Origin of the sequence: Limnothrix sp. FACHB-406, assembly GCF_014698235.1 — a bacterium.
Lineage (GTDB): Bacteria > Cyanobacteriota > Cyanobacteriia > CACIAM-69d > CACIAM-69d > CACIAM-69d.
In genome coordinates, this window is sequence record NZ_JACJSP010000003.1 from 315,686 (window position 1) to 336,540 (window position 20,855).

15 protein-coding genes are annotated in these 20,855 nt (G+C 54.9%); 6 read left to right on the forward strand and 9 right to left on the reverse strand.

All coding sequences use genetic code 11. The features are described from left to right. The first annotated feature begins 77 nt into the window (after positions 1 to 77). The 4 genes from H6G53_RS04855 (at position 78) to H6G53_RS04870 (ending at position 3,887) form a co-directional block, all read left to right on the forward strand. Positions 78 to 1,205, forward strand: a complete 1,128-nt coding sequence (locus H6G53_RS04855; protein ID WP_190531190.1) for a Gfo/Idh/MocA family protein — start codon at positions 78 to 80, stop codon at positions 1,203 to 1,205. A gap of 120 nt (positions 1,206 to 1,325) precedes the next feature. Beyond that, positions 1,326 to 2,237, forward strand: coding sequence for a glycosyltransferase family 2 protein (locus tag H6G53_RS04860; RefSeq protein WP_190531192.1), 912 nt, complete (start codon positions 1,326 to 1,328; stop codon positions 2,235 to 2,237). Between the two features lie 201 nt (positions 2,238 to 2,438). After that, the gene (locus H6G53_RS18520; protein WP_347343094.1) at positions 2,439 to 3,143 is read left to right on the forward strand and encodes a heavy metal-responsive transcriptional regulator; all 705 of its coding nucleotides are present in this window, start codon (positions 2,439 to 2,441) and stop codon (positions 3,141 to 3,143) included. A 69-nt stretch (positions 3,144 to 3,212) separates the two neighbouring features. Then, entirely contained in the window at positions 3,213 to 3,887 is a 675-nt protein-coding gene (locus H6G53_RS04870; protein ID WP_190531194.1) for a hypothetical protein, read from the forward strand. On the opposite strand, the gene H6G53_RS04875 is transcribed toward H6G53_RS04870, so the two are convergent. From H6G53_RS04875 to H6G53_RS04885, 3 genes are all read right to left on the reverse strand, one after another. Then, a complete protein-coding gene (locus H6G53_RS04875) occupies positions 3,826 to 5,295 on the reverse strand; it encodes a DUF697 domain-containing protein (protein WP_190531196.1) in 1,470 nt (489 codons plus the stop codon). The genes H6G53_RS04870 and H6G53_RS04875 overlap by 62 nt on opposite strands. Positions 5,296 to 5,530: 235 nt before the next feature. Continuing rightward, positions 5,531 to 6,517 (reverse strand): phosphatidate cytidylyltransferase, encoded by a 987-nt coding sequence (locus H6G53_RS04880; protein WP_190529842.1) that lies wholly within the window; start codon positions 6,515 to 6,517, stop codon positions 5,531 to 5,533. A gap of 198 nt (positions 6,518 to 6,715) precedes the next feature. Next, positions 6,716 to 7,663 carry an NAD(+) kinase gene (locus H6G53_RS04885; RefSeq protein WP_099533160.1) on the reverse strand — a complete coding sequence of 316 codons (948 nt, stop codon included), beginning with the start codon at positions 7,661 to 7,663 and terminating at the stop codon, positions 6,716 to 6,718. Positions 7,664 to 7,761: 98 nt separating this feature from the next. On the opposite strand from H6G53_RS04885, the gene H6G53_RS04890 reads away from it, so the two are divergent. Continuing rightward, the gene (locus H6G53_RS04890; RefSeq protein WP_190531198.1) at positions 7,762 to 7,962 is read left to right on the forward strand and encodes a hypothetical protein; all 201 of its coding nucleotides are present in this window, start codon (positions 7,762 to 7,764) and stop codon (positions 7,960 to 7,962) included. 27 nt (positions 7,963 to 7,989) lie between these two features. On the opposite strand, the gene H6G53_RS04895 is transcribed toward H6G53_RS04890, so the two are convergent. The 4 genes from H6G53_RS04895 to H6G53_RS04910 all read right to left on the reverse strand — a co-directional run bounded on the left by H6G53_RS04895 (position 7,990) and on the right by H6G53_RS04910 (position 15,245). Continuing rightward, positions 7,990 to 9,468 carry an alpha-amylase gene (locus H6G53_RS04895; RefSeq protein ID WP_190531200.1) on the reverse strand — a complete coding sequence of 493 codons (1,479 nt, stop codon included), beginning with the start codon at positions 9,466 to 9,468 and terminating at the stop codon, positions 7,990 to 7,992. Between the two features lie 193 nt (positions 9,469 to 9,661). Beyond that, a complete protein-coding gene (locus H6G53_RS04900; protein ID WP_190531202.1) occupies positions 9,662 to 12,148 on the reverse strand; it encodes an ATP-binding protein in 2,487 nt (828 codons plus the stop codon). 43 nt (positions 12,149 to 12,191) lie between these two features. Then, positions 12,192 to 13,400 carry an RNA-guided endonuclease TnpB family protein gene (locus tag H6G53_RS04905; RefSeq protein ID WP_190531305.1) on the reverse strand — a complete coding sequence of 403 codons (1,209 nt, stop codon included), beginning with the start codon at positions 13,398 to 13,400 and terminating at the stop codon, positions 12,192 to 12,194. A 1,122-nt stretch (positions 13,401 to 14,522) separates the two neighbouring features. Next, on the reverse strand, positions 14,523 to 15,245 hold the full coding sequence (locus H6G53_RS04910) for a response regulator transcription factor (protein WP_190355924.1): 723 nt from the start codon (positions 15,243 to 15,245) through the stop codon (positions 14,523 to 14,525). An 832-nt stretch (positions 15,246 to 16,077) separates the two neighbouring features. On the opposite strand from H6G53_RS04910, the gene H6G53_RS04915 reads away from it, so the two are divergent. Continuing rightward, complete coding sequence (locus H6G53_RS04915; protein WP_190531203.1) at positions 16,078 to 16,698, forward strand: CPP1-like family protein; 621 nt, start codon at positions 16,078 to 16,080, stop codon at positions 16,696 to 16,698. A gap of 225 nt (positions 16,699 to 16,923) precedes the next feature. Here the strand turns inward: H6G53_RS04915 and H6G53_RS04920 are convergent, their stop codons facing one another. Beyond that, positions 16,924 to 18,501 (reverse strand): trypsin-like peptidase domain-containing protein, encoded by a 1,578-nt coding sequence (locus tag H6G53_RS04920; protein WP_190531205.1) that lies wholly within the window; start codon positions 18,499 to 18,501, stop codon positions 16,924 to 16,926. Between the two features lie 204 nt (positions 18,502 to 18,705). Next, on the reverse strand, positions 18,706 to 20,514 hold the full coding sequence (locus H6G53_RS04925; RefSeq protein ID WP_190531207.1) for a tetratricopeptide repeat protein: 1,809 nt from the start codon (positions 20,512 to 20,514) through the stop codon (positions 18,706 to 18,708). Positions 20,515 to 20,855: the final 341 nt, after the last annotated feature.

Genomic DNA, 20,855 nt, shown 5'->3' on the forward strand with positions numbered 1-20,855 from the left:
AGACCGCCAAAACTGGCTGACTATTTGGGGCATCCCCCTTGTTCTGTTTTTGATCAATATAGACGGGCAATAGTTCCATGAATGTTGCATTGATCGGCTGTGGATTTGTTGCTGATTATTATGTGCGAACCCTCGAAAATCATCCTTCATTAAAAATTCTGGGCGTAATGGATCGAGATTCAGCACGCACAGAGCATTTTTCTCAATTTCATAAACTTCCTAAGTACCCCAGTTTGGCAGCGGTGCTCGCAGATGAGCGCGTGCAAATTGTCGTAAACCTAACCAATCCTCGCAGTCACTACGAAGTTTCCAAAGCAGCTTTGTTGGCGGGCAAACATGTTTACTCAGAAAAACCGCTGGGGATGACTTTTGAAGAGGCCAAAGAACTGGTTGAACTAGCGGAATCTAAGCAACTGGAAATTTCCGGTGCGCCTTGCAGCCTTTTGGGCGAAACGGCACAGACAATTTGGAAAGCTTTGCGCGAGCAAGCGGTTGGCCAAGTCAGCTTGGTTTATGCAGAAATGGACGATGGGTTTGTGCCTGCGATGGCTTACCAAACCTGGCTGAGTGAATCGGGAATACCGTGGCCCTACAAAGATGAATTTGAAGTGGGTTGCACGTTGGAACATGCGGGCTATTACTTAACTTGGTTACCTGCTTTCTTTGGGTCGGCTGTTAGCGTTACTGCCTTTGCGGATTGTACGATTCCCAATAAGGGTGTTGATCATTTAGATCCACCCAATACGCCGGATTTTTCAGTTGCCTGTATTAAGTTTGCCTCGGGAGTTGTGGCTCGCTTGACCTGTAGCATCGTGGCTTCCCACGATCACGAATTACGAATTTTTGGAGATCAGGGGGTGATGTATACGGAAGATTGTTGGTTTTATCGATCGCCCGTTTATATTAAACGTCGTCTACGAATTCGTCGCAAAACGATCGAGGGGCCGCTCGCGCAACGTTACCCATTGGTGGGGCCAGTCACCAAGCGTCAAAAGTATCGGGGCGCTCAACAAATGGATTTTGCGCGGGGAATTGCCGACTTAGCCGAGGCAATTGAAAATAAGCGATCGCCCAGGTTATCAGGACGCTATTCATTGCATGTGAATGAAATGGTCTTGGCTATTCACTACGCAACGGCTCAAGGATGTACCTATCAAATGCAAACCGATTGTCCGGCGGTGGAACCGTTGCCTTGGGCGCTTTGATCGTGAGGCTTCGATTCAACGAGTCATCATCGCAAAATGAGGGATCACGGGCGGTTTAGGTGCGATTGGTGAGTGCGACTGATTGAGTGTGGCTAATTGAAGGTGATCAATTAAATTTTCATGAAAGTTTCCATCTGCGTTGCCACCTATAAACGACAAGATTTACTGCATCAACTGATCTTGAGCTTGCAGGCACTCAAGTTTGAGCAAATTGCAACTCCTGAAATTGAAATCATTGTGGTTGACAATGATGCAAATGGATCGGCGCGCGAAACCTTGTCCACTTGGCAAGAAAGCTCCCACTGGCCAATTCGCTACGATATTGAAATGCGATCGGGTGTGACCTATGCCAGAAATCGTACCATTCAAAATGCGGCTGAAGATAGTGACTTCATCGCCATCATTGATGATGATGAACAAGCTTGCCCCTCTTGGCTAGAAGCACTTTTGACTGCGCAAGCGCAATTTCAAGCAGATATTGTGGGCGGGCCAATCTTGCCCGTGTTTCAATCCAATCAAGTGCCTAACTGGATTCATCAGGGACAATTCTTTGCGCCTCCTGCCTATAAAACAGGTCAGAACTTGCACGTGGCTTTCACGAACAATGTGTTGCTCCCTGCGCCGTATCTGAAGCAAATGCCCTGTGTTTTTGATGAGCGATTTGCGGTGGGAGGTGGAGAAGATACGCACCTATTTATGCGACTCCATCAAGCGGGCTTAAAAATTGTTTGGTCAGCAGAGGCGATCGCCTATGAATCGATTCCAGCTAGTCGAACCACGTTTCAATGGTTGTTACGGCGTAACTATTGGGGTTGGAGCATTTACAGCTTGGTTGAAAAAGAACTCTACCCACAGCCCAAGATATTTCTAGTTCGGCTCTGCAAAGGGCTTGCGTTAATGATTTTGGGAATTCTGGCACTAATTCCTGGATTATTGCGAGGAAAGCATCATTTATATCGAGCTTGTATCCGAACGGCGCAGGGAGCGGGCACAATTATGGGATTACTGGGACGCAGAACCACTTGGGTTTAGCGATCATCTAAGCTCAGCTTAATAAAGTTCAGTGAGGGATTGTTGATGCTGCTAAAACCTGGGAGCTAACTCAGGATTTCAATCAAAGCTTAATGTGTAAATCCCTCAATGTAGATATCCTCAAAGTTGAATGCATGATTGATAAATATTGATAAGCTTAGGTGAACGAAGTTCGATGAATAAAAAATTTCTGAGGTTCCAGTGTCTTGGGAATTTGCAAAGCGTGCTGAAGCACCAGCCCAAAATCTGTTGAAAATTGGAGAGGTGCGATCGCGCAGTGGCTGCTCCATTCAAACGATTCGCTACTACGAAAGTTTGGGACTGATCCAAGCGATCGATCGAACGGCTGGCGGGTTTCGGTTGTTTGCACCGTCCACGCTCGATCGCTTGGCCTTTGTGAAGCAGGCCCAATCTTTGGGCATGAGTTTGCAAGATATCAGTGAGCTGCTGACGGTTTATGACAGTGGCAATGCTCCCTGTTCAACGGTGAAGCATAAGCTGCGGGATAAGTTGGCAGATCTAGATCGCCGCATTCAATCGCTTCAGCGGCTGCGAGATGAGTTGCAATCCCTGTTGGCGGTGGCGGATGACTTGGAACAATCCCCGGGCAATATTTGTCCGATTGTGGAGCGAGCAAGTCAGCTTCATCAGGCGATGGAGGGTGCTGCTTTGGAGGCGGAGACTGCGGCTACTCAGGGTTTAACGATCGCCCAGTCATCAATCGCCCAGTCATCGATCGCCCAGTCATCAATCGCCCAGTCATCAATCGCCCAGTCATCAATCGCCCAGTCATCAATCGCCCAGTCATCAATCGCCCAGTCATCAATCGCCCAGTCAACCCCGCCGCCGTCTGCTGCTGCCGGTTGCTGTGCGAATCGATCGCCAAGCCCTGGCACTGAACCTTGAAGCCGATCGCGCCCTCTAAAATCTTCAGAATTGCCCGTTGCAAGCTGCCGCCAGAATGGCGCAAAAGTCATGCCCAGTCTTACTCGTGTTGCTAACCGTGCTGCTATTGGTTGGGCCGTTGGTTTAGGGCTGGGGTTGGGGTTGCCGGTGGCAATTGCGCCCGGGGCGATCGCCCGGGAAGGGCCACCCAAGACCGAGCCGGTGCAAATGTCCGTGTCGCCAGCCGTGGAAACTTCGGCTTCGGAGGCCGCGGCAGCAGCCGTCACCAGCGGCAGCGATGCACTGTCCGATCAACCCTTGGGGGATCCGGTGGCCGTGGAACTGGAGCCAACCCGAATCTTTCGACGGACGGGCTGTTTTGGCGATCAACCCATGGCCACCGATCAGGAAATTCGCCAACAGGGCCTGACTCCGCCTAGCCTCTGGCTCACGCGGGATTTGCTGGGGGGAAAAATTGTCGATCGCTGGACGATCCACCGGGGTGATGAGCAATTGCCGCCTTGGGTGGAAGTGACGTTTAATTTGCAACCTTGGAATAATTTGGAATACCCGCGCCAATATGCCTACCTGAATGAATTTGGGCGAGTGGCCAGGGAATATGGCTTTAATGTGCGAGTTTGCAATGGCTCGGGCGATGCGCTGGCGGCCCAGTTCTGCGACTGGTCACAAATGCGGGCGGGGGTCACTTGTCCGATTTATCTGCCGGGGGGATTTTCGGCGCGGGCACGATCGCGACTGTTTTAGCGGGGTCGGTGGGTTTGGCATCAAGGCCACCCAGGCCAATGCGCGATCGCCACTCGTCTCGCAGTTGGTGCAAGACGGTTCCCGGCTCTACAAAATCCAGCAAGTCCTTGGCGAGGGTGTCGGGGCCGTCATCTCCCCAAGTGCAGCCCGCTTCGAGAGAACTGCGGGTGGTTTTGGCGATCGCTAAGCTACCAAAGGCCGCCGCCGCCGCCTGCACCAGGGCCGCCCCCAGGTAACCGCTGAAGCCGTCGCTGCCCGCTTGGAGCGATCGCCCGTCATTCCCACCCAGGAAGCCGCCCCCCACTTCTCCAAGCAACATGGCTCCCAAGCTAACCAAGCCCGTTTTCCAAAACGACTGCCAAGCCGATCGCACCAGGGGCAAGCCATAGAGCCGCGACAGCGATCGCACCAAAAACCAATCCACCAACACCGCCGCGATCGCATCCAACAGCACAAAGGGACTGAGGGCCACGATTACGGCCTTCACTTGAATGAATCGCCAAGTTTGGGCCTCCGCATCGTCGCGCAGGTGGGTGAGGGTTTTTTGGGCGATGGTTTGCTGGGCAGTGCGGGCCTGCATCAGAGCATTCAGGGCCAGCAGGGCTTCTCCTTCCCGATCGATGGTGGCCAAGATGGCCGATCGCAAGGTCTCAATCTCCGGTGGGGGCGACTCCCAACCATAGGTCACCCGGCCATCGGGCCATTCTTCCCGCACTTGAATTGGAGCCGGTTCCGCCGCCGCCAGCACAATTTCATCCACGGGCAAGAACGGATCCCAGCGACGTTCGGCGGGATTGCTGGGCGGGTGGGTGGGTGGGGGCTGGCCGGCCGCTTCCAACTGCATGAGCGATCGCAGCCGCTCCACAATCGCCGGCCGCTCCGTTTCGGGAAACAAATCAATTTTGTTGAAAACCAAAATCAGGGGCTTATGGGCCTGGCGCAAGGTTCGCAAGGCCGCATATTCCACCTGGGTTAAGTCGCCAGCGGTGATGAATAGGATCAAGTCCGATCGCTCGGCCACTTCCCGCGAGAGTTCGGCGCGGCTTTCTCCATCAATTTCATCCAGCCCCGGTGTGTCAATGAATTCCACCTCGATCGGGCGATCGCGCCCGGGAGGATGCCACCGCACCGATCGGGGCAAGCGCGTCAGGCCATTCAGGGGCCCCGTTTCCAGCAGGTGTTCCCCCAATAGGGCATTCAAAACGGCGGATTTGCCCCGGCTAACCAAGCCAAAGGCCGCAATCCGCACCACGAATCGATCGAGCTTGTCGAGAGCCCCCGCTAACCGATCCAAATCCGGCTGAATCAGGGCATTCCACCGTTGTGAATCGCGAGCACCCAACTGCTCGATCGCCCGTCGCAGGCTCGATCGGACGCGCTCAAATTGTTCCGACTGGGGCGCGTTCAAGGCTGTGAACTCATCCAAATCAAACTAGTCGCCCCCATTGTAGAAGCGAGGCGATCGTCTCGTTGCATTGGCTCCCGAAAATCCAGCTAGCAGGCGCAGATCGGGTCATTCCTGCCATCAGCACCACGGCCATAGGGCAACTCCTTAGGGAACAGGAGTTCAAGGAATTTAAGGAATTGGAGTTTTTAGAAAGTCATGGGATTGGAACGATTCAGCAGCGAATTAGCTAACACAACTAATTCAACTGGGAAACGAACGGGAGCAATAGGGTCGTGAAGTAATACACCAGGGGAGCCGTGAAAATGTAGCTGTCGGCGCGATCGAGAATGCCGCCATGGCCCGGAATCAAATTCCCGGAATCTTTGACCCCCGCGTCTCGCTTCATCAGGGACTCAATCAAATCCCCCAGCAGACTGGAAACGCCCACCAGCAGCCCCAACAAAGGCCCCGTGATGAACCACAGGGGCCAATGGCAATAGGCCGCACCCAGAGTTCCCACCAGTGCGCTGCCCAGCGTGCCGGCCAAAGAGCCTTCCACGGTTTTCTTGGGGCTGATGTCCGAGAGGCGAGTTTTGCCCACCCATTTGCCCATGATGTAGGCCCCAATATCGGCCGCCCAAATGCAGCAAAAGGCCAGAATCGTCACCGTCAGGGCCTCGGGCCAGGCGGCCGGGTTCCAAGATTCGGGCCAGAACCCATTCAGCGGCAACCGGGCCACGGCTCCATCGTCCAAGGCCAGCCCCGCCCCGACCCGCAGTCGCACCCAATAACTGGGCAAATAGCCACAGTAAAACAGGCCCATCACCGAGCTGGACAGATCGGCGATCGAGGCCATCTTGGGCATAAACAGCAAATAGAAACAAACCAGGGTGCTGGCGATCGGGACGATCGCATCGGCCACGGACGGCATCCAAGCCGAAGCGGCCACAATTGCCAAACAAGCAATGGTGACGGTTTTCACGGCGGGAACTGCCCCTTTGGCCTGCACCAGGGCGAAATATTCACCCAAACCCAGGTAGACCAACAGGCCAAACCCCGCCGTGAAATACCAGCCACCCAACACCAGCATGGTGAGGGCGATCGAGATTCCCACCACGGCACTGAAAATCCGCCGCCAGGGCCACCCTGCTAATCGATCGCCCCAACTGCGGCCGGCATTGCCCTGGGCCGCTTTTGGCAAAGCAGACTTGATCGCAGCGGAACTTGATTCACTCAAAGACATGGGACGCAACCAGCACGAGGACAGCAAGGGCGAGCGCAGCGACCAAGAACTGCGACACAGGGTTAAGGAAACGGGGAACCGAGGTTAAGTTGGCCTTAATTAAGGATAAGGCAGTGCGCCTCGGTGTTGTGTGCCGTAGCCAACTAGGGTGATCGCTCTAAAGCCGTCCCTATTTCAGGTTTAGGCTGGGTGCTGGGCCTAATTGCGGCTGGCATGGCCATAGTCAATGCGGGCCCCGGCCCAAAGCAATTTCTCGCGCAGGGTACGGTAGTAGGAATAGTTTTCCCGCAGGATCACAAACTTGGCCACGCAATCCGCCATCCGCACATCAATCCGCTGGCCGGGCCAAAGGGAAGCCCCAAAAACACCATCCGTCCAAACTTTGGTGGCCAGCTCGTAATCCCCCAAGGGCCAAATGCTGACCACACAGCGGGGAGGCAACACGATCGGGCGGCTAGACAAACTGAGGGGGCAAATGGGGGTAACGGTGATGGCATCCAGGCCAGAATGGAGAATGGGCCCGTTGGCGGAAACGGTATAGCAGGTGGAACCGGTGGGGGTGGCCACAATTAGCCCGTCGCCGTGGTAGCGATCGACGATTTCGCCATCAATTTCCACTTCCAGCATGGTGGTCATCAGGCGATCGTTGGAAATGGGCTTCACGCAAATTTCGTTCAGGGCCAGGAAGGTTTCCCCCACCGGTTCCGTCCCCTTGTAGCTGCCATCTTCGATCGCGGCGAGGGTTTTCCCTTCAAAAACCTGCCCTTGCAACATCATCCGTTGTTGAACGGCGAAGCGATCGCTCTGGAGCCGTTCCCACACCGCTTGGGAGTTTTCAAACAGCTCAAAGGGTTCCGTTAAAAACCCCAAGTGCCCTCCCACGTTCACGGCCAAAATGGGCACTTGTTCCGGGGCCAGGTGTCGAGCAGCGGCCAACACCGTGCCATCCCCCCCCAAGACAATCGCCAGGTCGATCGGCTGGGTGACCGAAGCCAAAAACACCGGGTAGGGATTGTCCTTTGGGCCGCTGGGGCCCACGAGCGATCGCGTGCCTAGGGCATCCAGTTCCCGTGAGCAACGCTCTGCCCAGCCTTGGCTGCGAGAGTCTCCGGCTTTATAGATGATGATGACTTGTTTCAGATTCATGGCAAAGGGGAAATGATTCGGTGCAGGTCAGGGCGATCGGCCAAGAGAACGCAGAACAAGACGAGAACTTGGCCCTTGCACCATGTCTCTCTTGCACCATGTCTTTTTGTAGCGTTTCTGGCCAATGCGGAATGCTCGAATCGCACCACCATGCCACCGCAACCGCAATTCAACCGTTGCGATCGGCCCCCATGATTTGGCTGCTGGCTGAGCTGCTGGTTAAGTTAGCTGCTGAATTAGCTGCTGGGTTCAGCCCTTGGTTGATTAGCCCTTTGATTAGCCCTTTGATTAGCCCTTGATGAGTCTCTGATTCGCCCCGATCGGGATCAAGCCTGCTGAATCCAAACCGATACCGATCCCCCGGCACAGCGGAACTCACCCCAGCCCCACTCATTGGTGTAAACCAGTTCCTTCACATGATCCGTTAGGTCATAGAACGTGGCGTTCGATTGCCCCGTTTCCATCCAAAGGCTGCTGGGGCCACCATTGCTCAACACCACCGCCATGCTCAGGGGATGAGTGGCATCGCCTAACCGAGTCCAGCCGATCGTGTTGCTGCCGGAGAAGTAGTCATACTGCGGCCCCCAACCAAAGCGCCGACGGGCATACAGAAACTTATCCAACAGCCAATTGTGTTTGGACAGCGAAACGGTATGTTGATGGCCATCCCGTCCCCGATCGGTATATTCCGCACCGTAATAGTCCCCGTAGAACACACAGGGATAGCCCTCCCGCCGCAGCAAAATGATCGCGTAGGCAAGGGGTTTAAACCAAGCTTCCACAGGCGATTCCAGGGCTTGCAGGGGTTGGCTATCGTGGTTGTCCACAAAGGTGACGGCCAAGGTGGGCTGCTGTTGCATCAGGGTGTGATCGAGAATGGTGCGCAGGTCATAGGCACTGCCCGATCGACTGGCCTGGTGGAAGTTGTAGTGCAACGGCACGTCAAACAGCGACATCCGCCCCTCCGTGGCCGCCAAATACCGATGCAGGGCCTCCACGTCGTTTTCCCAATATTCCCCCACCGCAAACAGCTTTCGATGGGGACAGTGACGGCGCACCGCATCGAGCCACTCATTGAAAAAGCTCGATCGAATGTGTTTCACCGCATCCAACCGAAACCCATCCGTGCCCAGGGTGTCTTGGATCCATTGGCCCCAATGCACCAACTCCTGGCGCACCTCCGGGTGATTCGTATCCAAATCGCAAGCCATCAAAAAGTCGCAGTTGCCATAGCGATGGCTCACTTCCGACTCAAAGGTTTTGGGACTGAGGCGATAAATGGCGCGATCGTCCGGATCGTTGGCATTGTGGTTCACCGAATCAAAACAGCGGGCATCCCACTTCATGGCCGAGTAGCGATCGCCCCGACCGGGAAAGGTGAACTTCGACCAAATGCTAATTTCCCGGGCCGCTCCCAACTCCCAATTGCGGTTATCGCTGGCGACGGGCGTGGCCCACACCGTTTCCGTGGCATCGCCCCCGTTTTTGTGATTAAACACCGTGTCCAAGTAAACCTGCAAACCCGCTGCCCGCGAAGCTTTCACGGCTGCGATCAGCTCTTCTTTAGTGCCATATTTGGTGCGAATAGTGCCTTTTTGGTCAAACTCGCCTAAATCAAACAGGTCATAGGTGCTGTAGCCCACATCAGAACTGCTGGTGCCCTTATAAACCGGCGGTAACCAAAGGGCTGTGATCCCTTTTGCGGCCAACTCCCGAGCTTGATCCTGCACCTGACCCCAAAGGGAGCCATCGGCGGGGCAGTACCACTCGAAGTACTGCATGATGACACCGTTTGTTTCTACCATGACCGTTCTCTCCGCTTCCTGGGCTGGCCCTTATCCATGACTGTAGGCCGATCGCCCAGAACTCAGCCCGGTAGTTTGCACAAACTTAAACTCTTTCAGAAAGGGTGCTATTGCACGGATTGGTCGCGATGGCGTTGAGGAGGATGGTGGTGGGTTGGGTGTCGGCAAGCGGTTCCGAGAAAGCGGCAGCGACCTAGCTCACGGCAGCCACAGCCTGGGAGAGGGCCGGGCTGGGAATGTCTTGATGCATCGGGATTTCGATGTGAAACGCCGTACCACGCCCCACTTGCGAATCAAACCAGAGCCGACCTCGATGGGTTTGATGAATCACCTGGTGACTGATTGAAAGCCCCAAACCTGTACCTTTGCCCACGGGTTTTGAAGTCACAAAGGAATTGAACACTTGGCTCTGCAAATGGTCAGGAATGCCACTGCCGTTATCGGCGATCGTGATCCGAATCAGCCGTCCTTCACAGAGGCGCGTTTGAATCCGAATAATGCCAGGATTTTCCCGAATTTCATCAAAAGTCCAACCGGATTGGGATTCCTCGATCGCGTCGATCGCATTGCTCAAAAGGTTCATGAACACCTGATTCAGAGGCCCTAAACAGCATTCCACCAAGGGCAAATCCGCATATTCCCGTAATACTTGAATTTCTGGCCGCTCGCTGGAAGCCTTAATGCGATGGTTCAAGATAATTAAGGTGCTGTCGAGGCCCTCATGGATATTGGTGACCTGAAAATCGTTGTCATTGGCTCGCGAGAAGGATCGGAGCGATCGCACGATATCTCGTACACGCTCGGATCCCAACCGCATCGATCGCACCATTTGGGTCAAATCATCTAACAGAAAATCAGGATCAACTTCCTCCAACACCTCTTGTAACTCTTCTGGCACTTCGGGAAAGTAATGTTGATAGCTGCGAATAATGCGGCCCAAATCCTGAACATAGTGGCCCAGGTGTTCCACATTGCCGGAAATAAAGCTAATGGGATTATTAATTTCGTGGGCTACCCCTGCCAGCATTTGCCCAACCGCCGCCATTTTTTCGCTTTGAATCACCTGAAGTTGGGTATCTTTCAGTTGATTCAGGGTATTTTGCAAAGAGCTAAGCGAGGTTTCCAATTGCCGATACATGGCCTGGAAAGCATCTTGCAAAAGATCAATCTCATCGAGTCCCAGGGTGGGATCGATCGGGGCGGCGGGCTTGGTTGCTAAGGCTGCGGAAGGGTCGATCGACCCCACCGCGCCCGCTCCTGCGCCGGGAAAGGGCGGCGCGGCGCTGGCTAAGGTAGCCATCGGGGCGATCGATTCGGGCGATCGCGCCGACTCCGGCCCCTTGGGATTGCTGGGGATGCCACCTGCCGGGGGCGATGTTTCCTCTTCATTGGTAATTCCGCTGGAAAGCAGCGCCATTTGGCTGCTGTGAACCAGTTCCCGGCAGCCATCAATCATCGGCTTCAAGCGCTGATTCAACCGGTGTACGAAAAACCAAATGCTGCCCAACAGCACCAAACTGGCCACTAAGCTGGTTCCCAAGGCCGTTTGAAAAATGGGGGCAAACAGTCGGCGGCGCGGCACCACCGCCACCATCATCCAGTCCGTTCCCGCGATCGGGCGATAGGCCAAAAACTCAGCGGGAGTTGTCCGAAAACCCAACCGAGATTGGCGAATTTTGGGCCAAATTTGTTCCAGGGAGGGAATTTTCTGGTAGCTCGATAGGCCCGTGGCCCGCTGCGGATCCGGTGGATAGGCCAGCAGTTCCCCCTCATAACTCAGCAGCACGAAATAGCCGTCCTGTCCCAGCACCGGCCGCGCCAAACGTTCACTGAGATTGGTAATGTCAATATCCACCACCGTGGATCCCACCTTGTGGCGATCGCGACTGCGCACCGGACTCAGCAGCGTCACCAGCACCTGTTGATTCCAGCGGTAGGGCTTGAGCCACCTTGGCTCCGCTGCACTTGCCTCCTTGGGAGACACCAGGCGAGCTTCCGAAGGGGTCAGCCGCTCCGTCAGGGATTCGGCGCGATCGAGTTGGGCCAAGCGATCGGGGGTTGAAGGCGTGGCTGTGGGCGATGGAGTGGAAGGGGGAATGCCATCGCGGATCAACACATAGGGCGGAGCCAGCCGCTTATGGATCATGCTTGGCTCCGAAAAAGCGGTTTTCGGTTCCGACACCGTGGATCGGGGGCTAGTAGGCGTGGGCTGCGATCGCCCCAGTTCCGAAACCCGGTTTACCAACCGCTGCGGCACGATCGAATAATACGGATCGAACTGCTCCCGGCTCTTCAGCAGGGCAAACGGTTCCTGTTGCAACCCCAAGCCCGCCACCAGAGGCGGCCGGTTTTTCAAAAATTCCAAAATAATCTGTTCACAGCTTTGGGCGATCGCCGCCTCATCCTGGCCCAGTCGGCTGACCTCATAGACAGCAACTCCGAACCCATCCGCAAATTCTTCCACCTGCTTCAGATCGCTTTCGAGGCCTTGCACCTCAATCCTCAGGGTTTTTTGAATCTCATCAACCGTCTGATCCTTCAGCAGGTTGTAAGTAATCCCGGTCATGATGCCCAGCGTTGACAAAATGCCCAGCATCGTCCACAAGAGCATCTGAGCACCAATGGAAGAAAGCCTCGTGGCCTTCAGAATCAGTAGCAGTTCAAAGACGCGATGTCTCATGTGTTGACATCCTCCCTGTCCTAAAGGAGCGTGGATTCCGGCCCTAGGCAAACAACCGAAGTTGCTCGACTAGACCACGGGTTGACGCTTCATCGGCTGCCACCAGCGAACTGGATTTACGCTGGCCTCCACGTCCGTTTTGAGTCTCGGACTGCCCGCCCGCGACTTGGATATTGATTGCGGCATTCACATCGCGATCATGTACCGCACCACAGTGCATACACGTCCACTCGCGTACATCAAGGGGTTTCTTGCCGCCCAATTGACCACAAGATGAACAACGCTGGCTAGTCGGTTCCCATCGGCTAATCACCTGGAAATCCCGCCCATAGCGAGTTGCTTTTCCCTCGATCATTTGACGGAAGCTGTACCAGCCAGCATCCGAAATTGCCCGCGCCAACTTGCGATTTTTCACCATGCCCGACACATTCAAATCTTCCAGAACGATCGCTTGGTTCTCGCGAACGATTCGGGTTGATAACTTGTGCAGGAAGTCGGTTCGTTGATCCTTGATGCGGGCGTGAATCCGGGCCACCTTGCGGCGGGCTAGATATCGGCGCTTGCTGCCCTTAACCTTGCGGCTGAGGGATTTTTGAGCACGGCGCAATCGCTTGAGGGATTTGGCTAGAGGCTTGGGACTTCGTACCTTTTCACCCGTGGACAGAGTGGCAAAGGTGGTCAATCCTAAGTCGATGCCAACTCCATTGTTGATAGCCTTCAGAGCGATCGGATCCACTTCACAGACAAACGATGCAAAGTAGTGATCGGCTGCATCCTTGATGATCGTCACTGATGATGGATCCGATGGCAGTTCTCTTGACCACTTGACCCGCACACAACCGATCTTGGCTAAGTAAACCGAGTTGGGTTTAACCGAAAAACCGTTAGTTGTGAAGCGAATGGATTGAGTTGAGTGTTTCTTTTTGAACTTCGGAAACCCAACCTTGCGGCCTTTCCGCTCACCCTTCAAGCTTTTGAAGAAGTTACGAAAAGCCAGATGGGCATCTTGCAAGGATTGAACTAACGGTACAGATGCAACTTCCGATAGCCATTCACGTTCAACGGTTAGCTTGGCTTGGGTAATCACCCGTTTCTGAATTTCAGTATCGCTAACTTTCTCCCCTTGCTGATAGAGGTCTTGACGCAATCGAATTGCATCGTTGTAGACCACACGAGCACAACCGAACGTCTTCGCCAGCATTAATCTTTGCAGGCGATTGGGATAAATTCGGTAGCGAAATCGTGCTCTCATAACTAACATTATAAGTGGGGTTGATCGAAAAAGCCGCCCTAGAAGAGCGGGGCTTGTACCCTTTCTTTTGGTCAATGACATGACCATCACTGCAAAACTAGGTAATCTCGGGGTGCGATGGCATTACAATGCCTCGGCTCTCTCGACAACTACATATTTCCTATATCTCAATCGAACTTTGCAGATTCGGGAAACTTCAGAACTTTCTGACCCATTTCATCCTAATGACCTCATCCCAATGACGGACTTTTGATGAAATTTCGGCTAAATTTATCCCAAAAAATGCATCTTTGGCGACAATTAGCGACAAAACAGACCATTGGCAACTGAATAATAAACCCAATGATTTAGGTTTTTTCTCGATTGCCATTGTGAAGGGTGACGCAATGATGGTCAGGACAGAAATTGCCTAATGCTAATTCGCTAGGCCTTTCTGCAAATCGACTAAAACCAAAAAGAATTATTGAGAAATGACTGCGTTTTTGAATCATCTCTTAAATTAATCATTCTTGAAATTAGTCTTTTTTGAAATTATTGGTTCACTCTGAATTTACTCCTAAATTTACTCCTCATCAAACTTCCTCAAGATTGACAAATTGATCCCAAGGACTGGTGCAATTGACTGTTGCCTGAAAACCACCGAGTTAGGGCATTAGCTAAACGGTCTGGAATGCACCCATGGGGAGTAGAAAGGCCAATTTGATTTATCCAAAATTCCCCTTAGCTTAGGAGATCACCTGGACTGATCTTGTATTCAAGACTACCGTATTCCGATGATGATGCTTGGGATTCGCGCCCCAGGTTTCACGAGGTCTTGCGCGAAGGATGCCTGAAAAGCCAGAGTTGGCCGCGAGAAAACGGGCTACCTTTGCTGAGTCAACTTCGCTGATTCAACATTGACGATTGGTTTTTGAAGTCCCGATCGACCGCCCGATCGATCGCCCCAACATTTCCCCCTGAACGCCCTCGGGAATCCTGAGGGGATGGGCGAAAAAGCCAAATCGGCGACCTTGTGGGTGGCATCGATCGACGAAGACAAGGGACTTAAGCCCCTTGCCCTGATAGCTACTAGTCCCTTGGCAAGTGCCCCAAGTTACTGCTCAGGCATCCTCTTAGAACATCCTATTGAGCCGGTGGTGCAGCATCGGGAGGATTAAATCGATAACCAACTCCGCGCACCGTTTGGATAATTTGGGTTTTCGCTCCTGCACTTTCCATCTTTTTGCGAATTTGACCAATGTGGACATCAACAACCCGCTGGTCGCCCACATAGTCGTAATCCCAAACTCTTTGCAAAAGTTCTTGGCGATTCCAGACCCGTCCTGGATGATTGGCCAAAAAATGCAAAATATTGAACTCTAAGGCCGTTAGGGTAATTAATTGATCATCAAGGGTGACTTCGTGGCGTTCCGGATCGATGATTAAGCTGCCAAAATTAAGGGAAGGTTGCGGTAAATCACGCGGAGAATTGCCCCGCCCCCGCTTGAGAATGGCACTAACGCGCACCCCTAATTCCATCAAGCTAAAGGGTTTTGTCAAGTAATCATCTGCCCCTTGACGAAACCCTTTAATTTTATCGGCTTCATCGGAACGACTGGTGAGCATCAAAACGTAGACACCCGTTTTGGCTTGCATTTCCCGACACAGTTCGTACCCCGTTGCATCCGGTAGATTGACATCCAAAATCACCAGATCGGGTTGAAACTTTTCAAAGAGCGCTAAGGCCGTCTTCCCGTCAGGAGCCGACTCCATTTGATATTGCTGCTTGCTTAAGAAGCGATGGATCAACTTTCGGATCGCTGGATCGTCATCCACAACCAGCAGCTTTGGAGGCGTGTCAGTCATCGCTTTGAAGCCAAGATAATCGGCAGAGAAATATTATGGGGCCATTGGGGGTGCGACGGTCATCGCGGGGTGGAGATTTGGGTAGCTGTGATGAACCCAAATAAATAGGGGCTGCTCAATTGTGCCCCTTTCACTCAATCAGGTGCAAATCGTTGTCCAACGATCCAACTAAAATTTGTCCAAATTTGTCCAAATAGGATGATTGTCCAAATCATTTGCGGGGCTGATTGGGGTTGCACGCCAGTTTATTGACCCTTTCTACGGGGATCAGGGATCAACCGGATGTGACCAAACGCATTTCTAGCTTATTTGGGCGCTTGATTGCTTACGAGGGAGTGTTTAGGAAAGTTTTGGACAGTGGGCTGCATGTTATTGCGCGTATTCTATCAAACCGGCACTATTTCACTAACGGTTGTGGCGATTCGCCTTTGACCAACGGATGATTGGCAATTGACGGGCCATCATCCCAAACCCTTGGGAGCTGACTGGTGCAAGGTTTTGGCCCAAGGATCCGACTGGTCTGGCGCAGTGGGTCGATTCTTATAGATCCGGATAGATCCGGACAGATCCCGTAGATCCGGCTGCAGATTCGGCTGATCTGGCGCAAGGCTTGGGGGAGGGACTGACTCAATGATGAGGACTTGTTGCCAATCCGAACTGCTCAGGTGCCGGTTGCTTAGAATTTAGACTAGATTTAAATAGTGTTTTCACGGTATTAGGGCGATCGCCAAGTGCCGCGATCATGCAGTGATCACTAAAACAGTACTGAACAGATAGCGTCGAAGGCGCTGTTCCACTCGATCGCCGCCAAGAGACTAGCCCCACCCAACGCATGAGCAACCCGAACCCCTACGAACAGCTTGGCGTGACCGAGGATGCGTCTTTTGATGAGATTCAATCGGCGCGCAATCGGCTCCTCAAGGAACATGAAACAGACCGCCAACGGATGGAAGCGGTTGAAATGGCCTATGACGCAGTGTTGATGGATCGGCTGCGGCTGCGGCAGGAGGGACGCATTAAAGTCCCCGATCGAATCCGGTTCGCGGAACAGGACGATCGCCCCGCACCGGCCGCTCCCCAGCCCAGTCAGCCGCCGCAACTGCCCAATTGGTTAGCGGGGTCGATCGATCAGCCCACCCGTACCGATTGGATCCAGGCCGGCGGCACATTTTCGGTGCTGTTGGTGCTGGGGTTATTGAACCCTGGTGGTGATGGTGCGCTGCTGCAATTGGTGCTGGCGATCGGGGCAGGGGCCAGCTTGTTTTTCCTCAATCGCAAGGAACGGCGCTTTGGCCGAGCGGTGTTGCTGACGCTGCTGGGGCTGATTGGTGGTCTGATTTTGGGTTCGTTGATCACGGGTCTGATTCCGCCTGTGGTTGGCCTGCGCACGGAGCAGTTGGTGGCGGTGGTGACGCTGATTATCCTTTGGCTTACCAGTTGCTTGCTGCGATGAGCAGGGCGATCGCCATTGCAGACAAGGGCCAAGACTCGGAATTCAAGAGCAAAATTTAATTTAAGGGCACAATTCAAGGCAAACGGCAACAATCAAGAACTAAAGCTTGAAAGTTAGAGCCAAGCCTTGAAAGCCCAAAATGCCCAGCGATCAACAGTTATCTTTGATCGCTGGGCATTTGCCGTTCAGAGGGGTTGTTTTCTGGTTATTTCACGGAACGCTCCCCTAGTTGCTAACCTCGCGCACCGTGAGTTGATAGCGTCCTCGCCCTTGGGGATCGTAGGCATTGACGATGATCCGGTAGGTTCCGGTGCTGGGCAACTGCACCACGAGAGCAGCGTTGGTGTTGGTGTCGCTGATGTCGTCGGCATCGGCCAGTTTTTCATCTTGGGGATCCGCCACCATGAGGTAGGGATCAAAGTCATTGCTCTCCAGCAGGATTTCAATTCGTTGGCCGGCCCGCCCATTGAATCGATATTCCTGGTAGGGGCTGTTGTCGGATTGCAGACGGGGCGAACTGGCGGTTAGGCTGCCGGCATCTTGCAGGATGAGGGAGCCGGCCTGTTGTGTACCGGGCTGCGTGCCGGGCTGCGTGCCGGGGTTGGTGGCGGCGGGGCCACCCGATCGCGCCCGCAGGGTATAGCGTCCTTGTTGGTTGGTGGCGGCGGTGTTCACAAACACGGTGTACAGACCGCTGCTGGGCAGGGTGGCGGTGACGCGGGCGTTGGTTTGGCCGCCGCTGTCGTCGTCCTGGGCTAGCTCTTCTCCTTCGGGATTGAGCACGATCAGGTAAGCATCGAAGTCGCCGCTGGCCAGGTCGATCGTGACTTGGTTGCCCGCTTCGCCCGTAAAGGTGTAGATGTCGTAGAGGGTTTGGTCTTGGCTCAAAACCCGATCGCCCTCGGCCAGTTCGCCGGCCAGGGGCTGATTATTCAGAGCCAGGGTGGTGACGGGGATGGAGGGACGCAAATCTCCCGATCGCGCCTTGGCCAGGAAGTCCAACACGCGATCGGTGGAGATGGCAAAGCCAATGCCGATGTTGCCACCGCCGTCGCGATCGACATAGATCGAAGTGTTGACCCCAATCAGTTGCCCTTTGCTGTTCAGGAGTGGGCCGCCGGAGTTGCCGGGGTTGATGGCCGCGTCGGTTTGAATTAGCCCTTCAATGTTGTCCAGGCGGCTGACAATACCCACGGTGAAGGTGTTTTGGAATTTGCCAAAGGGATTCCCGATCGCAAAGGCCCGCTGCCCCACTTCCACGGAACCGGGTGGCGCAATGGGTACCACCGGCAACCCACTCGCCCCCCGCAACTTCAGCATGGCGAGGTCTAGGCTGCCTTCCGCAAATCCCAGAATATCCGCCTCAAATTTTTGACCATCGGCCAACACCACAGTCACGGGGCTGGCGGCATCATCCACCACATGGGCGTTGGTCAGAATCAGGCCATCGGCGCTAACGATGCTGCCGCTGCCGGTGCTGCTGCTGGTTTCGATCGACACAACGGCGGGGCTGGCGGTGCGATAAACCCGCACGTTCACCTCTTCATCACTGTTGCCTTGGGCTCGGTGACCGGGAACCACGGGGCGCAACGGCTCGATCGACTCGTTCGCCGGGCCCAGTCGTCCTGCGTCGGGGGGCATTTGCCGCGCTGCAACGGGACTGGCCGCCCAGCCAATGGAGCCGATCGAGAGGAGGATCATTCCTCCCAGCCCCCAGAGGGCATGGGGAAGCCGATATGGCGGCATAGGCTGCGATCGCTGATTGATACTCATGGCCCCAAACCCTTCTGCAACGATGGTCACAACGTGGTCACAACAAAACCGCCAGCGCCGGGCCCCACTGGTGGGTGCGCTGGCGTTGGCATTGTACTTTTCTTGAACTTAGCAGACCGATCGGGAGATACCGATGCGATCGCAGACAAATCCTGTCTTGGTTTCTGTCTTAGCGGCTCGCTGGGTTGGCGGTTGGAAGCTGAAGAACGTGAGGTTAATCCACCGAAAATTCACTCAGGAACGGGGCCCAAAGGGGCCTAGTCCCGATCGCCATTGGTCGATCGCCTGAGCCAAGGCGGGCCGAACCTGCTGCCAAACGCCCGCCCAATCTCGGGGTTGGAGCTGACGAAACAACCGAGCCGTGGGATACCAAGGGCAATCGGCGCGATCGAGCATCCAGCGCCAATTGGGCATCTGTGGCAACAAAATCCAGGTGGGCAAGCCCAGGCCGCCTGCCAAGTGGGTGACAGAGGTGTCAACACAAATCACCAAATCCATTTGGGCCGCGAGGGCGGCGGTGTCGGCAAAATCCCGGAGTCGATCGTGCCAGGCCTGGACTTGCGGAAATTGGGCGATCGCCCCGGCATCATGGCCCACTTGCAAGCTATGCAGTTGCACCTCAGGGCAATTCAGATGCTCCACAAATTGGGCTAGGGGAATCGATCGATTGTGATAGTCCCGGCGGCCGTCGCGATTGGCTTGGTAGCCACTGGCCCAGGCAATGCCCACATGGAGTCGATCGCGCCGAAAGGTAAATGCCTGCTCTGGTCGCCAGTCCGTGGCCTGGGCTGACAGGTAAGGCATCGATCGGGGAATGGCCGCCAAGCTGGGCGTGAACACCTTGGGCAGGCTCAGGAAGGAAATTTGCCAATCGAAGGCCGGCAGGGCCGCCCCTTGAACCACCACTTGCGCCACCCCTGGCAGGGCCGCCAAAATTCGGGCCGTGGGCGGCGGCGACTCCACCACCACCCTCGCGCCCCGAGCCGCCAACAGGGGCAAATATCGCGCCAAGTGCAAAATATCGCCCAAACCACACTGGGCATAGACCAAGATGGTTTGCCCCGCGATCGGCTCCCCATTCCAGGCCGGTTGCTGGAAGGGCCGCCGGGGCAAAACGTTGGGCCAGCGCCATTCAAATTCCGCAAAGCCCCGTTCATAGTCGCCTTGGTGTAACCAAAGGTTGGCCCGTCCCCAGTGAACATCCGCTTCATCGGGTTGATGGCGGAGGGCGGCTTCGTAGCAGTCGGCGGCGGCGGCCAATTCCGCTAGCTCAAAGTGGCAATTCCCGATCGCCCCCAGGGCCCGCGCCTGCACACCGGAATCGGGCGGAGCCAGGGTCAGTCCCCGTTGGTGGGCGGCGATCGCCTCCCGAAATTCTTGGCGATAAAAACAAACCCGTCCCAACTGGAACCAAGCACCGGGATAGTGAGGATCCAATGCCAACGATCGCTGAACCGCCGCATAGGCCAGCTCAGGATCGTCCCCAGCTTCGCGATCGAGCGCAATCCAACTTTGCAGCAGGTGGGCCAGGGCGCGATCGGGGTTGCGTTGCAAGGCCTGCTCGATCACCGCCGCCGCTTCCGGCCACCGACATTGCTGGCAAAGACTTTGGGCCAGGTAAAGATGCAAGTCCGGTAGCTCAGGGTTAGCCTGAATGGCTTGCTGATAGTGCTCGGTGGCCGTTGCCCAATCCTGTTGTTGCAGGGCAGTGGTGCCCCGATTAGCCCAGACTTCTGCCCAATCGGGTCGATAGTGCAAGGCCCAGCCATAGGCGCGATCGGCCGCGGCCCACTGACCTTGCCCCTGCAAACCATTGCCCAACCAGCGGTAAGGCTCTGGCCGATCGGGAATCAGCCGAATGGCCCGACGGGCCTGCTCGATCGCCCCTTGGGCCTGGCCCTGTCGCCAAGCCGCCTCGGCCGCCGCCAAAGCCTGGTCAAACTCCGTCACCAGCATTTTCAAGGCGATCGGGAGCGCAGTTTTGGGGGTGATTGTTGCGATCGTTTCTTCCTGTCTGGGGGCTGTGGTTTCGCCTGCTTGCATGGATCTCCTCGCATCCGCCCGCGTTTGGCTGCTGATAACCGGGCTGGCTCAATCTAATGGGTTAAATCGGGCTGGGTAAATCGGGCTGGGTAAATCGGGCTGGGTAAATCTAGTGGGGTAAATCGGGCTGACCGAACTTGATCGCTTGGATTTTCTTGATCGCTTCAATTGGCTTGATGGAATCTGAATTGATCGAATTTGGCTGATGGCACGACACCTGCTCCAGGTCACGGTTTAGGGCCTGGGTTTCCGGATCCCGCTGCAATCTCGGCCGCCGGAACTCGCGATCGGGTCAGCCATCCGGTGTTTAATTGAACCCGGTTTGCATAACCCGATCCCCC

Bases quoted from the DNA above. Each gene is read 5' to 3' on its own strand.
- H6G53_RS04855 (WP_190531190.1), top strand. From the start codon at position 78: ATGAATGTTGCATTGATCGGCTGTGGATTTGTTGCTGATTATTATGTG.
- H6G53_RS04860 (WP_190531192.1), top strand. From the start codon at position 1,326: ATGAAAGTTTCCATCTGCGTTGCCACCTATAAACGACAAGATTTACTG.
- H6G53_RS04870 (WP_190531194.1), top strand. From the start codon at position 3,213: ATGCCCAGTCTTACTCGTGTTGCTAACCGTGCTGCTATTGGTTGGGCC.
- H6G53_RS04880 (WP_190529842.1), bottom strand. From the start codon at position 6,517: ATGTCTTTGAGTGAATCAAGTTCCGCTGCGATCAAGTCTGCTTTGCCA.
- H6G53_RS04885 (WP_099533160.1), bottom strand. From the start codon at position 7,663: ATGAATCTGAAACAAGTCATCATCATCTATAAAGCCGGAGACTCTCGC.
- H6G53_RS04890 (WP_190531198.1), top strand. From the start codon at position 7,762: ATGTCTTTTTGTAGCGTTTCTGGCCAATGCGGAATGCTCGAATCGCAC.
- H6G53_RS04895 (WP_190531200.1), bottom strand. From the start codon at position 9,468: ATGGTAGAAACAAACGGTGTCATCATGCAGTACTTCGAGTGGTACTGC.
- H6G53_RS04900 (WP_190531202.1), bottom strand. From the start codon at position 12,148: ATGAGACATCGCGTCTTTGAACTGCTACTGATTCTGAAGGCCACGAGG.
- H6G53_RS04905 (WP_190531305.1), bottom strand. From the start codon at position 13,400: ATGAGAGCACGATTTCGCTACCGAATTTATCCCAATCGCCTGCAAAGA.
- H6G53_RS04910 (WP_190355924.1), bottom strand. From the start codon at position 15,245: ATGACTGACACGCCTCCAAAGCTGCTGGTTGTGGATGACGATCCAGCG.
- H6G53_RS04915 (WP_190531203.1), top strand. From the start codon at position 16,078: ATGAGCAACCCGAACCCCTACGAACAGCTTGGCGTGACCGAGGATGCG.
- H6G53_RS04925 (WP_190531207.1), bottom strand. From the start codon at position 20,514: ATGCAAGCAGGCGAAACCACAGCCCCCAGACAGGAAGAAACGATCGCA.